The 13,640-nt window shown below is 68.1% G+C and carries 12 protein-coding genes; 4 read left to right on the forward strand and 8 right to left on the reverse strand.

All coding sequences use genetic code 11. The features are described 5' to 3' along the window. Position 1 precedes the first annotated feature (1 nt). From CFE50_RS02930 to CFE50_RS02945, 4 genes are read left to right on the forward strand one after another with little or no spacing between them, the layout of a single operon-like run. Positions 2-1,459: an ABC transporter permease gene (locus CFE50_RS02930; protein WP_286731029.1), complete on the forward strand. Its 1,458-nt coding sequence runs from the start codon at positions 2-4 to the stop codon at positions 1,457-1,459. Then, a complete protein-coding gene (locus CFE50_RS02935; RefSeq protein WP_286731032.1) occupies positions 1,456-3,108 on the forward strand; it encodes an ABC transporter ATP-binding protein in 1,653 nt (550 codons plus the stop codon). Before CFE50_RS02930 ends, CFE50_RS02935 begins: the two co-directional genes overlap by 4 nt. Further along, positions 3,105-3,641, forward strand: coding sequence for a GNAT family N-acetyltransferase (locus CFE50_RS02940; protein WP_286731034.1), 537 nt, complete (start codon positions 3,105-3,107; stop codon positions 3,639-3,641). The genes CFE50_RS02935 and CFE50_RS02940 overlap by 4 nt, the downstream gene beginning before the upstream one ends. Further along, complete coding sequence (locus CFE50_RS02945; protein ID WP_286731036.1) at positions 3,638-4,210, forward strand: GNAT family N-acetyltransferase; 573 nt, start codon at positions 3,638-3,640, stop codon at positions 4,208-4,210. The genes CFE50_RS02940 and CFE50_RS02945 overlap by 4 nt, the downstream gene beginning before the upstream one ends. A 209-nt stretch (positions 4,211-4,419) precedes the next feature. Here CFE50_RS02945 and CFE50_RS02950 read toward each other — a convergent pair whose 3' ends face one another. The 8 genes from CFE50_RS02950 to CFE50_RS02985 form a co-directional block, all read right to left on the reverse strand. Next, positions 4,420-5,631, reverse strand: coding sequence for an MFS transporter (locus CFE50_RS02950; RefSeq protein ID WP_241808544.1), 1,212 nt, complete (start codon positions 5,629-5,631; stop codon positions 4,420-4,422). Positions 5,632-6,069: 438 nt separating this feature from the next. Next, entirely contained in the window at positions 6,070-6,585 is a 516-nt protein-coding gene (locus CFE50_RS02955) for a DUF4142 domain-containing protein (protein WP_017642172.1), read from the reverse strand. A gap of 123 nt (positions 6,586-6,708) precedes the next feature. Continuing rightward, a complete protein-coding gene (locus CFE50_RS02960) occupies positions 6,709-7,464 on the reverse strand; it encodes a hypothetical protein (RefSeq protein ID WP_058791598.1) in 756 nt (251 codons plus the stop codon). Continuing rightward, complete coding sequence (locus CFE50_RS02965; protein ID WP_007159025.1) at positions 7,464-7,658, reverse strand: hypothetical protein; 195 nt, start codon at positions 7,656-7,658, stop codon at positions 7,464-7,466. The genes CFE50_RS02960 and CFE50_RS02965 overlap by 1 nt, the downstream gene beginning before the upstream one ends. Positions 7,659-7,752: 94 nt before the next feature. Beyond that, positions 7,753-8,994, reverse strand: coding sequence for an alanine transaminase (gene alaC / locus CFE50_RS02970; protein WP_286731076.1), 1,242 nt, complete (start codon positions 8,992-8,994; stop codon positions 7,753-7,755). A 147-nt stretch (positions 8,995-9,141) separates the two neighbouring features. Beyond that, positions 9,142-9,714: an ANTAR domain-containing response regulator gene (locus CFE50_RS02975; protein ID WP_027599890.1), complete on the reverse strand. Its 573-nt coding sequence runs from the start codon at positions 9,712-9,714 to the stop codon at positions 9,142-9,144. 11 nt (positions 9,715-9,725) lie between these two features. Beyond that, entirely contained in the window at positions 9,726-10,922 is a 1,197-nt protein-coding gene (locus CFE50_RS02980; protein WP_241808549.1) for a CmpA/NrtA family ABC transporter substrate-binding protein, read from the reverse strand. A 244-nt stretch (positions 10,923-11,166) separates the two neighbouring features. Then, a complete protein-coding gene (locus CFE50_RS02985) occupies positions 11,167-13,545 on the reverse strand; it encodes a penicillin acylase family protein (RefSeq protein ID WP_286731082.1) in 2,379 nt (792 codons plus the stop codon). Between the last annotated feature and the right edge of the window lie 95 nt (positions 13,546-13,640).

Genomic DNA, 13,640 nt, shown 5'->3' on the forward strand with positions numbered 1-13,640 from the left:
CATGCCGAAATTCGTCTTGCTCTGGACCGACCTCGCCCTCTACCTGCTGGTGGCCGGCAGCCTGTGCTACGCCTGGCGCGCGCGTCGCCAGCCGGCCCTGCGCGCCAGTTGGCGCCGGGTGCTGCAGGATGCTCCGGCGATGAGCGCGGCCGTGGTGCTGGCCAGCTTCGTCGCCATCGCCCTGCTGGATTCGCTGCACTACCGACCCCAGTTGCCCGCCACACCCGGCGCCACGGCGCCGATCTATTCGCCCGTGGTGCTCTCGGCCCTCGACGGCCTGCTGGCCGACACCAGCCTGACCCAGCGCGAAAAGACCTATTCCGCGCCGCTCGCCACCCACCAGTTCACCAAGGAAACCCTGGGCACCAGCGCCGAGGGCACGCCGCTGCGCGACTTCCCGCGCCTCAGGCATGCGGGTACCACGTTGCGCGATCCCGCTGCCGAATGGCGGGGCGATGTCCTCAAGCGGTTGACGTCGGGCCTGCTCGGCGGTCTGGTGCTGGCCCTGGCGACTGCCGCCCTGGCCGCGGCACGGCTGCGCGAGCCGGGTGGCTTCGCCAGCCGCTGCGGACTCATCCTCCGCGGCCAGACCGCCACGCCCTGGCGCGCCATCCTGCTGACCTGGCTGGGCGTCTGCCTGGTGGCCGGCAGCGTGATCGCCCTGGCCAGCGGTTACCACGTGCTGGGCACCGACGGCACCGGCAACGATGTCCTCTACCAGTCGCTCAAGAGCATCCGCACCGCCTTCGTCATCGGCAGCCTGACCACCCTGGCCATGCTGCCGCCGGCCATCGTCTTCGGCCTGGCCGCCGGTTACTTCAAGGGCCGGGTGGACGACGTCATCACCTACCTCTACACCACCCTGACCTCCATCCCCGGGGTGCTGCTGGTGGCGGCCTGCGTGCTGATGATGCAGGTGTTCATCGACCGTCATCCGGAGCTGTTCGACACCGGCGCGGCGCGCGCCGACCTGCGTCTCTTCATGCTCTGCCTGATCCTCGGCCTCACCGGCTGGGCCGGCCTCTGCCGCCTGCTGCGCGCCGAGGCGCTCAAGCTGCGCGAGCTGGAATACGTGCAGGCGGCGCGGGCCTTCGGCGTCTCCCACTTCACCATCCTGCGCCGGCACCTCCTGCCCAACGTCTTCTACCTGGTGCTCATCACCCTGACCCTGGAATTTTCCAGCCTGGTGCTCTACGAGGCGGTGCTCTCCTACCTGGGCATCGGCGTCGATCCGACCATGAATTCCTTCGGCTCAATGATCAACGATGCCCGCACCGAGATGTCCCGCAGCCCCATGATCTGGTGGAACCTGTTCAGCGCCTTCGCCTTCATGCTGGCCCTGGTGCTGGCGGCCAATCTGTTCGCCGACGCCGTGCGCGACGCCTTCGATCCGCGCAGTCGCCGGCTGAGATCCACCTGGCTCAGGCGCCGTCCCGGCCAGGGCGAGGTGCAGCCATGACCCCGGTGCTGGAGATCCGCGACCTAGAGATCCTGGTCGACGGCGAGGAGGGCACGCGCCAGGCGGTGCGCGGCCTGAGCCTGGCCATCGCCCGCGGCGAGACCTTCGCCCTGGTCGGCGAATCGGGCAGCGGCAAGAGCGTCACGGCGCTCTCGCTGCTGCGCCTGCTGCCGCCTGCGCTGGGCATCGCCCGCGGCGCGGCGCTGCTGGCCGGCACCGACCTGCATCGACTGCCGGAAGCCCGCCTGCGCGAATTACGCGGTGGGCGCGTCGGCACCATCTTCCAGGAGCCCGCCACCAGCCTGAATCCGGTCATGCGCATCGGCGAGCAGATCGAGGAAACCCTGCGCGCCCACACCGCGCTGCGTGGCGCCGCCGCCCGCGCCCGGGTGGTGGAATGGCTGCGGCGGGTGGGCATTCCCGAGCCGGAGCGACGGATCGACGACTATCCCTTCCAGTTCTCCGGTGGCCAGAAGCAGCGCATCATGATCGCCCTGGCGCTGGCCGCCGAGCCGGATCTGCTGATCGCCGACGAGCCCACCACGGCGCTGGACGTCACCGTTCAGGCGCAGATCCTCGCGCTGCTGGCCGACATCCAGCGCGAACTGGGCATGGCCATCCTGCTGATCACCCACGACCTGGCGGTGGTGCGCCAGGTGGCCCATCACGTGGCCCTGATGCGCCACGGCGAGATCGTCGAGAGCGCGCCGGCGGCGGACTTCTTCCAGGCGCCCCGACATCCCTATGCCCGCGAGTTGTTCGCCGCCATTCCCACCTTCGCCAAGCGCAGCCAGACCCTGGCAGGAGTACCCCGTACATTGCCCGCGCGAACCCCGGGCGAGTGCTTGCTGGAGGTGCGCGACCTAGTTGTGCACTATCCGCTCCGCCGCGGCGCCTGGGGCCGGACGCGGGACTGGGTCAGGGCGGTGGACGGGGTGAGCTTCGACCTGCACGCCGGCGAGACCCTGGCCCTGCTGGGCGAATCCGGGTGCGGCAAGACCACCACCGGCAAGGCCCTGCTGCGCCTGCTCGACGGGCCGCGCATCGGCGGCAGTGCCCGCCTGGGCGGCGCGGAGCTGCTCTCGGCCGATGGACGCACCCTGCAACGGCTGCGCCGGCAGATCCAGATCGTCTTCCAGGATCCCTTCGCCTCCCTGGATCCGCGCATGCGCATCGCTGCGACCCTGGAGCAGGGGCTGCTGGCCCTGCGTCCGGAACTGGACGCCGCCGAGCGCCAGAGACGGGCCGCCGCCCTGGTGGAGCGGGTCGGGCTGCCGGGTGACACCCTGCAGCGCTTTCCCCACGAATTCTCCGGCGGCCAGCGGCAGCGCATCGCCATCGCCCGGGCGCTGATCGTCGAGCCGCAGGTGCTGGTGTGCGACGAACCCACCTCGGCGCTGGACGTCTCGGTGCAGGCGCAGATCCTCGATCTCCTGCGCGAACTCCAGGCGGAGCGGGGGCTGGCCTATCTGTTCATCACCCACAACTTCGGCGTGGTCGAGTACCTGGCCGATCGCATCGCGGTCATGGACGGCGGTCGCATCGTCGAACAGGGCAGCGCCGAGCGGGTGCTGCGCGCGCCCGCTCACGCCATGACCCAGCGCCTGCTGGCCGCCGTGCCACGTCTGGAGTTCGGGGCCTCGCCATGAATTTTCCACCGCGCATCGCCCTGGCCGACTTCGAGCTGGTCTGGCCGCAACCGCGCCTGGCCGCGGCCTTCGCCGACGCCCTGAACTGGAGCTATGCCGAGCACCGCCGTTTCCTCGGCTGGGCGCGCGAACAGACCAGCGTCGCCCAGGCCCGCGACAGCCTTCTCGCGGCCCGCGGCGCCTTCACCCTGGCCCAGGGCGAAAAACGCTACTTCCTGGTGCGTGGTGACGAACTGCTCGGCTGCCTGGGGCTCACGCCACTGGACGGCGGGCGGCGCTTCGAGATCGGCTACTGGCTGCACAGCCTGCATACCGGGCAGGGCCTGATGAGCGCCGCACTGCGGTATTTCGTCGAGCAGCGGGGTACGGCGGGGTTCTTTCTCACCACCTCGGCCGCCAACGACGCCAGCCAGCGCCTTGCCGAACGGGTGGGTTTCCGGCGCGTCCGGGTTCTGGAAAACGATCGGGAAGGGCCGGACGGACAGCGCTGCGCCACCTGGGTCTACGAATTGCCGCCGCAGGTGCAGCCATGACCGCCCTGAGCGTTCCGCTGCAGTATCCACCGCGTTTCGCCGTGACCGAGGCGGTGGAACTGATCGACCTGACCCTGGCCGATCCTGCTGCGGTGGCCGACTACTACCGGCGCAATCGCCAGCACCTGGCGCTGTCGATGCCACGGCGCTCTGATGCCTTCTATACCCTGGCGCAATGGCAGGGGCAGGCGGCTGCCTACCGCGCCGGCGGGCCGGGTCTGAGCGAATTGCGCCTGGTGCTGCGAGCGGGGCCGCTGGTCATAGGCACGGTGAATTTCAGCCAGATAGTCCGCGGCGGTTTCCAGGCCTGCTACCTCGGCTATGGGCTGGATGCAGCCTGGCAGGGGCGGGGGCTGATGCGCCAGGCGGTACGCCTGGGGCGGGACTTCGTTATCGCCGAGCTGGGCCTGAACCGGATCATGGCCAACCATCTGCCGGAGAACGTCCGCAGCGCCCATCTGCTGACCCAGCTCGGCTTCGAGCGCGAGGGCCTGGCGCGGCGCTATCTGGAGATCGACGGGGTCTGGCGGGATCACGTGCTGACCAGCTATGTGCGTCCCGCCCCCTGAATGAAAACCGGCGGCCCCTGGCCGCCGGTTTTCCCTCAGACCCTGTTCTAAGTCTTGCGAGCTAGAGACAGGCAAGGCGAAAAGGCCTGAGGAAGCGGATCGGACTCGCGCTCGAGTTTACGAGCGGTAAATGAGCATTCCGACCGGGCTGGCGACCCAGCCATTTTCAACGCGGTTTGGCCGACGCGCAGCAGACTTTGAATAGGGTCTCAGACCCGCGCTGCGGTAACGGCAGCCGAGCCCCAGGTGGTGCGCCAGCGGCGCTTGACGCTGAGCAGGCCGAACCAGGCGAGCACGCCGAGGGCGGCGAACAGCCAGAGGCCCAGCTGATAGTCGCCGGTGGCCTGCTTGACCGCACCCAGGCCGGCGGTGAGGGCGAAGCCGCCGATGCCGCCCGCCATGCCGATCAGCCCAGTCATGACGCCGATTTCCTTGCGGAAGCGCTGGGGCACCAGCTGGAACACCGCGCCGTTGCCGGCGCCCAGGCTGAGCATGGCCACCACGAACAGCGCCAGGGCCGCCATGGCGCTGGGCAGATGGAAGCCCACGGCGGCGATGCAGATGGCCGCCACGGTATACATGCCGAGCAGCGCGCGGATCCCGCCGATGCGGTCGGCCAGGGCACCGCCCAGGGGCCGCATCAGGCTGCCGCCGAAGACGCAGGCGGCGGTGTAGTAGCCGGCCACCACCGGCTCCAGGCTGTACTGGTCATGGAAATAGCCGGGCAGGGTGCTGGCAAGGCCGAGGAAGCCGCCAAAGGTCACGCTGTAGAAGAACATGAACCACCAGCTGTCCTTGTCGTTCAGCGCACGACCGTAGTCCACCAGCTTCTTCGGTGCCGGCCGTTCCGGGGCGTTGCGGGCGCAGAGCACGAAGACCACCAGGGTCAGGATCAGCGGGATCAGCGCGAAGCCGAACACGTTGGTCCAGCCGAAGGCCTTGGCCAGCGCCGGGGCGAAGAGGGCGGCGAACACCGTGCCGGAGTTGCCGGCGCCGGCGATGCCCAGGGCCTTGCCCTGGTGCTGCGGCGGATACCACTGGGAGGCCAGCGGCAGGGCGACGGCGAAGGAGGCACCGGCGAAGCCGAGGAACAGGCCCAGCACCAGGGTCTGCTCATAGCTGTGCACGCCGTGCTGCCAGGCCACCAGCAGCGCCAGGATCACCACCGCCTGGCCGATGATGCCGGCGGTCTTGGGTGACAGCCGATCGGCGACGAAGCCCAGGATCAGGCGCAGGACGGCACCGGCGAGGATGGGCGTAGCCACCATCATGCTGCGCTGCTGGGTGGTCAGCTGCAGGTCGGTGGCGATCTGCACGGCCATGGGGCCGAGCACGTACCAGACCATGAAGCTCAGGTCGAAGTAGAGGAAGGCGGCGAACAGGGTCGGCGCATGGCCGGCTTTCCAGAAACTGGGACTCATGGAGGCACCTCGGGCACGTCACGGGCATGAAAAAGGCGTCAGTCACCCTTGCCCGTTGCCGGGAGGTGAACTGACGCCTTTGTCGGTTGGGTGACCGCCGTTGGCCACCCCTGCCGATGTCTTTGCAAGAGCGAAGCCAAGTTGAGTGAGCCCAGTGTTAGCTAGGGATCGCGATATCGGCAGCGCCTGAATCGGTCAAGGCGCTGCACAAGGATTGAGCGCCGTCACGGCGTGTTGCCCCTTGTTGGCGCTTACGAAGTAGTGCGGGCCGCGTTCGGATCGCGGCCATGGGCGGCTCCTACGGGTACAGCAGCGCCTGTAGGAGCGGCCCGTGGCCGCGATAACACGCTCAGTGCCTTCCGTCCATCTTCGGTGCATTACCTGCACCGCCACGAACTGATGGACAGGGCAGTACGCCTACAAACCGGCTCCTGGCGGTTACTTCGCGTACTTGGTCTGCAGCGCCTTGGCTTCCTGGAGGTGGTGCTCCAGCTTCGGCAGGGTCTTCTCGGCGAAGGCCTTGAGCGCGGCGTCATCGCCGGTCTTGGCTTCGTTGCGGAAGATCTCGATGGTCTGCTCGTGGGCCACGACCTGGTTGTTGGCGTAGGAGCGGTCGAAGGAGTCGTCACGCACCTGCAGGATCATGGCCTTGGCCTTGTCCATCAGCTCGGCGTCGGTGGAGACTTTCAGCTTCTTCTCCTGGGCCAGGCTCTTGAGCTGCTCATTAGCCTTGGTGTGGTCGTCGATCATGCTCTGGGCGAAGGTCTTGATGTCCTGGGACTGGCTCTTTTCCAGGGCCAGCTTGCCTGCTTCGATCTCGGCGATGCCCTTGGCCGAGGCGTCGTCGACGAATTCGGCCGGAGACAGCTTGTCGGCGGCCTGGGCCAGACCGGCACCGGCAGCCAGCAGGATGGCGAGGGACAGGCTGGAGGCTTTCTTCAGCATGGGCGTCATGGACGTGCTCCTGATTTTCTAGGCAGTAAGGGAAGGGCGTCACCGGCTGGCGGTGAACGCGCCTGCAAAATGGGACCTGCCTAAAAAGTCATACGTTCCCTGAAGAAAGTACGCCAAGCCAGATCAGGCGCGGCTTACGCTTGAGCGAAACGCTTCATAGGCGTCGAAATCGAAGCGTGTCGCCGAGACGATCTGGCTCTGTTTCAGGGTCAGGTAAATGTCCTTGCCCTTGTCCGCATAGTGGGTGGTGAAGGTCACCCAGAGTTTGTCCTTGTCGCGATAGCCGCTCATGATCGGCTTGATGCAGACGTCCTGGTCGGCGCCTTCCGTTTCGCTTGGTTCGCCCAGGGTGGTGATGCGGCCGACGTACACCTTGCGCTCCTCCAGGGTCAGCATCAGCGTCTCCTTGTTGATGGAGGCGGTCATCAGCAGATCGTCCAGCGGACTGTCCTTGAGGATGCCGGCGAGGATGAAGGTGCGGTAGTTGTCCTCGCTCAGGCCGTACTTGCGCTTGATGGTCCAGCGCGCCAGCGTGGCCCAGGCCGTGGGAATCAGCAGGGCGGTCACCGTCACCAGCAGGATCCAGGCGGCCTGCAGCGGATCTTCCAGGGTGCCGGTGCGGCGCAGCAGCTCGGCGAGACCGGCGAAGTAGTCGAGGGAGAAGGTCCGCTCACCCCAGGACCAGCTGCGCCCCTGCACGATTTGCGCGATGCCCAGGTGCAGGATCACGGCGAGCAGGGTGCAGAACAGGCCGAAGCGCGCGCTCTGCAGATAGAGGTACTGGCCCTCGTAGCGATGCAGGCGGTAGAAGTACAGCGGATGCTTGTGGCAGACGAGAAAACCGCTGACCAGGATCGGCAGGAGCAGCAGCAGGAACATCAGCGGTTGATGAGCCGCCGGGCGCGGTCCAGGTCTTCCTTGAATTCGGGGGAGTCGAAGATCTCCGCCGGATCGATGCGCAGGGTGCCGCGACCGACCACGCGCATGGACTTGTAGGAATTGTTGATGCTCGCGGCCAGCTTGAGATCGTCCGCGGAGGGCGATTTGAGCAGATTGAACAGGCCTTTCAGCATGGCGATATCCCAGGAGGTCACTAGCGGCTTATAGCTTGGAACGCCCGGACTGACAAGAATTCGCCGCGCCGCCGGTCGACGGCGCGGCGAAGGCTCAGGCCGGCTCGATGCCGGATTTGCGCGCGGCCGCCTTGGGCAGCAGGCCGTCGGCGCGGAACATCTGCTTGATGCCGCGCACCGCCTGGCGGATGCGGTCCTGGTTCTCGATCAGGGCGAAGCGCACATGATCGTCGCCATAGTCACCGAAGCCCAGTCCCGGCGAGACGCAGACCTTGGCCTCGGCCAGCAGCTTCTTGGCGAATTCCAGCGAACCCAGGTGGGCATAGGGCTCGGGAATCTTGGCCCAGACGTACATCGACGCCTTGGGGTTCTCCACCATCCAGCCGGCTTCGTGCAGGCCGCGCACCAGGACATCGCGGCGCTGCTGGTATTGCTGGGCGATGTCGCGCACGCACTGCTGGTCGCCTTCCAGGGCGGCGATGGCCGCCACCTGCAGCGGGGTGAAGGTGCCATAGTCGTGATAGCTCTTGATCCGCGCCAGGGCGGCGACCAGCTCGGGATTGCCGACCATGAAGCCGATCCGCCAGCCGGCCATGTTGTAGCTCTTGGACAGGGTGAAGAATTCCACCGCGATGTCCTTGGCGCCGGGCACCTGCATGATGGAGGGCGCCTGCCAGCCGTCGAAGACGATGTCGGCATAGGCCAGGTCGTGCACCACCAGCACGTTGTAGCGCTTGGCCAGTTCCACCACGCGCTCGAAGAAATCCAGCTCCACGCACTGGGCGGTGGGGTTGGAGGGAAAGCCGAGGATCATCATCTTCGGCTTGGGAATGCTCTCGCGGATGGCCCGCTCCAGTTCGGCGAAGAAGTCCATGCCCTGCACCAGGGGTACCGAGCGCACCTGGGCCCCGGCGATCACCGCACCGTAGATGTGGATCGGATAGCTCGGATTGGGTACCAGCACGGTATCGCCGGCATCCAGGGTGGCCAGCATCAGGTGCGCCAGGCCTTCCTTGGAGCCGATGGTGACGATGGCTTCGCTGTCGGCATCAATCTCCACCTGGTAGCGGTCGCGGTACCAGTGGGAGATGGCGCGTCTCAGGCGCGGAATGCCCTTGGAACTGGAATAGCCGTGGGTGTCTTCGCGCTGGGCGACCTGGCAGAGCTTCTCGACGATGTGCGGCGGGGTCGGCCCGTCGGGGTTGCCCATGGACAGGTCGATGATGTCCTCACCGCGACGGCGCGCGGCCATCTTGAGTTCGGCGGTGATGTTGAAGACGTAGGGGGGCAGGCGATCGATGCGCGCAAAGCGGCGCACGGGACTGGAATCAGTCATGCGTTCCTCGAAGTACGTAAGCGCCCGGAACCGTCCGAGCGACGTGGGTCACAGGAGGTGACCTGCAGCGGACAGTAGCCGCAGGTCGCTGCGCTTGTCGAGGAAAATTATGGGGTTAAAGAAAGGTCCGGGCAGCGTCCTCCGGATTCAGCCGAGCAGTTCGCTCATGGCGATGATCTGGTCGGCCACCTGGATCAGCTTCTGCTGCTTGCTCATGGCCTGGCGGCGCATCAGGGTGTAGGCCTCGTCTTCGCTGCAGCCGCGCATCTTCATCAGCAGCCCCTTGGCCTGGTCGACCTTCTTGCGCTCCAGCAACTGCTGCTCGCGGGCCTGGAGTTCGGCGCGCAGGGCCTGGTCTGTCTCGAAACGGGCGCGGGCCACATCGATGATGGCCTGCAGGCGACTGGTCTGGATGCCTTCGACGATATAGGCGCTGACCCCGGACTGGATGGCCCGGCGCATCACTGCCGGGTCATGCTCGTCGGTGAACATGACGATGGGGCGCGGCCGATCGCGGGTGACCAGGCAGACCTGTTCCATGACGTCGCGCCCGGGTGACTGGGTGTCGAAGAGGATGACGTCCGGCCGCAGGGCCTCGATGCGTGCGGGCAGGTCGATGGTCAGACCGGATTCCTCGATGACCTCGAAACCGGCTTCGATCAGCGCGGCCTTGAGACGGCCGACCTGCTTGGGGGTGTCGTCGATGAGCAAGATGCGCAAGGTCTTTCTCCCTAGTAGTCGCTGAGCGCGTGGATGGCGAAGCTGCGGGCGTAACCGGCCGGATCGCTGCCGTCCCAGGTGCGACCGTCGAACAGGGTGCTGCTGCGCCGGGTCGGCGGTACCGCCAGCCCCAGGTCGGTGGCGGCCTGCCGGTACAGCTCGGTGCACTGCACGGCCTCGGCGATGGCCAGGTAGTCCGGCTCCTCGCGCAACAGGCCCCAGCGGCGGAACTGGGTGAGAAACCAGAGGCCATCGGAGAGATAGGGTGGATTGACCGCGCCCTGGCGATGGAAGGCCAGGGGGTGCTGGTCTTCCCAGTGGCCATCGAGGCCGTCCTCGTAGTGACCGAGAAAGCGCTGGGCGAGCAGCGCCGGGTCGGTGTCAACATAGTCGGCGCCGCTGATCAGCTGGGCGGTGCCCAGGCGATTCTCGCGACTCTCCTCGATGAAGCGACTGGCGTCGAGCAGGGTGCGGATCAGCGCCCGGGCGGTGTTGGGATAGCGCTCGGCGAAGTGGCCGGTGCAGGCCAGCACCTTTTCCGGGTGGTCCGGCCAGATCGCCTGGGTGGTGGTCAGGGTGAAGCCCTGGCCACGGGCCACCGCGGCAGCACCCCAGGGCTCGCCGACGCAGAAGCCGTCGACCCGGCCGGCGGCCAGGTGCTCGGGCATCTGCGGTGGCGGCACCAGCGCGGTGCGCACGTCCTGCAGGGGATGGATGCCCTGGGCGGCCAGCCAGTAGTAGAGCCAGAAGATATGGGTGCCGGTGGGAAAGGTGTGCGCCAGGGTCAGCGGTCTGGCGTCTGGCTGGCGGATCCGTTCCACCAGGGAGGCGGTGTCCCGGACGCCTTCCCGGGTCAGGCTGCGCGCCAGATTGAGGCTCTGACCGTTCTGCGCCAGGCTCATGAGCACCGCCATCGGCGTGGCGGGCGCGCCGCCCAGGCCGAGATGGGCGCCATAGACCAGGCCGTAGAGGCAGTGGGCGGCGTCGAGCTGGCCGTTGAGCAGGTTGTCGCGCAGCGCCGACCAGGAGGGCTGGCGGTGCAGATGGAGCGTCAGGCCATGGGGTTCGCCAAAGCCCTGGGTCGCCGCCACGATCAGCGAGGCGGCATCGCTCAGGGGCAGGAAGCCCAGGTTGAGCTCCGGCTTTTCCGGGGCGTCCGAACCCGCGACCCAGAGATACGCGGCGTGGGGGGAAGGCTGGGCAGGCATGGTGTCTCCGGCGGCTGACAGACGCTCAGGTGCCTCTCTGTGCACCGCTATGGGCGTCTCGACTAGAGCCTGCACCATTATGGTGACAGGCACGGCACCATCACCGGGCGCTTTCACTGCCCATGCACCCGCGGGACAGCGGCTCTGCAGCGGTCCGCGGCGCGGCGGAAAGGGGCGACGCCGGCTGAGGTCTGTCAGAAGCGGGGCAAAACCCGCGCCAAGTCGCGGGTTGCCAGCGGCGGGGCTACTTCTGCGGGATCAGCAGCAGGCGGTCGCGCCCATAGACGCGCTCCAGATTCTGCGGCTGCAGCGGCAGGCTCCGGTATTGCCCGCGGGTCCAGCCCTTGCCCGGGGTGCCGGCCTGGCTCGCCTGCAGCGGTTCGGCCAGACCGAAGTCCACCACCAGGCGCAGCGCCGGCGCCAGCCAGACCTGGTCATTGCCGCCCCAGTGGCTGGCGGTCAGGTCCAGGGTCGAGCCATCGCCACCATAGGCGTTGCCGTCCTGGCGGTGCAGGCGGCCCCATTGCCAGCTGGCGCGATCGCTGCCCAGCCGGGCTTCGCAGGTGGCGATGGCCGCGGCCAGGGCGCGGGCGAAGATCGCCGGCTTGTCTTCGTGGGTGGCGGTGCTGACGTCATCCCAGTAGGGGCTGTCGTCGCGCGCCAGGAGGTGATCGACGATGGCGTTGTAGCCGGTGTCGCTGAGGGTGGTGAAGGCCTGCCAGGCCGGACTCCGGGTGCCACCCAGCTCGTCGGCGAAGGTCTGTTCGGCCAGGGCCTGGAGAAAGGCTTCGTAGAGCGCCGCGTCACCGGAGCCGGCGGCCAGGCGGCCGTCGAAGCCCTGCAGACGCCGCAGGGCCTCTTCCGCCTGCGGGCGCTGGCCCGCCGAGAGGGCGGCGATGGCCTGGCGCAGCGGCGCGGCGAAGCCGGGGGAGTCGAGCTGGGTCTTGAGCTTGGCGGCCAGGGTGGTGGTCTGGTCCTGCTGCAGGGCCATGGCGTCGCGGCCATCGAGGCGCGCCGAACGGCCGGCCAGTTGCGCCAGGCGCTCCTGACGCTCGGGGCCCGACCAGTTGCTGGACAGCTGCATGCCGTAGCCACGCGGTACCACGCGCTGGTTGGCGGCGCCCAGCCAGCCCTGGGCCGGATCCTGGTCATAGGGGTGCAGCATGGGATCGGCGTAGCCATCCCAGGCGTAGCGCTCGTCCCAGCCGGGCGAGGGCAGCAGACCCAGGCCGCTGCGGCGGTTGGGATAGCGCCCGGTCACCTGCCAGCCGATGTGCTCGGCATCGGCGAACACCAGATTCCAGTCGCTGGCGCGCAGGTCGCGAGCCAGTTCGAAGGCGCGCTCCACATCCTTGGCGCGGGAGAGGTCGAAAAGGGCGTCCAGGCTCTTGTCGGCCTCCAGGCGACTGCTGCGCAGGGCCAGGCCGTAGCCGTTGGCGTCCGGCGCCAGGGCCAGATTCAGCAGCGGACCGCGGGGACTGGTATAGAGCGTCTCGCGCCGCGGCTTTTCACCGCGGACGAAAAAGGTCTCCACCCGCTCGCCGGCCGGCTGCCACTGACCGCCGCTCTGCACCTGCAGGCGACCGCCCTGGCGTTGCAGGCGTTCGAGGTAGAGGTCCTGGCTGTCGCCCATCAGGGTCGCGGCGCCCCAGGCCAGCTTGCCGTTGTAGCCGTCGAGCAGCAGTGGCAGACCGGGCAGGGTGGTACCCACGGCCTCGAAGCGCGGCGCCCTCAGGGTCACCAGGGTAAAGGGCGACTGGCCGACGGCACTGACCTTGTCCACCGCGAGCAGGCTGCGGCCGCTGCGGGTGTGCCCCGGGGTGGCCGCCCAGGCGGTACCGGTGGGGCCGCCGAAGGGCGCCTGCTCCGCCAGTTGCCGCTGGACCTGCAGCAGGGCTTCGAGCCCTGGCAGCTGGCCGCGCAGATTCAGGCCGCGCAGCTTGGCGGTCTCCTCGTCCGGCAGGGGTTCGTCCGGGTAGGTGGGCAGGAGCCAGGCCAGGCGCTCGGGACCGACCTGGGTGGCCAGGGCCAGCGCCGCGGTTTCCTTGCGCAGGTCCACCGCCTGGGCGAAGTTGAGCAGTTCGAAGAGCAGGGCGCTGTCTTCGGCCTTCCAGTATTCGGCGCGGTAGTCGTGGCCATCCAGCTGGACCCGTTCGCCGGCGCGATAGAGATAGGCGTTGACCCCCCGGGCATAGACCTCGAAGAAGGCCTTCATCCGTGGCGAGGCGTTGCCGTAGGCCACCTGGGCGGCCTTGCGCAGGTCCACGGCGCGCATGAACCTGTCGCTGTCCAGGCGGCTTTCGCCGTAGGCCTCGGCCAGCCGACCCTGGGCCAGCAGGCGCAGCTCGACCATCTGCGCCAGGCGTTCGCTGGCATGGACGTAGCCGAGGGCGAAGAGGGCATCGTGAAAGGTGGTGGTCTCGATCAGCGGCTGGCCGTCGGCATTGCGGCGCACCGAGGCGGTCTGCGCCAGGCCGCGCAGCGGCAGGCTGCCCTTGAGTTGCGGCTGGCTGCGGGTCGGCTGCTCTTCGCCGAGGTACTGGCAGCCGGCGAGGGCGGTCAGCAGGCCGAGGGTAGCGAGACGCAGGGGCGCGCGCGGGCGAAACAGGAGAGGCGAGACCATGAACAGCGGACACTCCGGGCGGATGGATGCGAACGGGTGGCTACGTTAGCAGGGTCCGGCGGGGGAGCAAGCCTCGGGCGAGGGGTGGCGCCTGG

The sequence above is a fragment of the Pseudomonas sp. PGPPP4 genome (genome assembly GCF_002256045.1).
GTDB lineage: Bacteria > Pseudomonadota > Gammaproteobacteria > Pseudomonadales > Pseudomonadaceae > Chryseomonas > Chryseomonas oryzihabitans.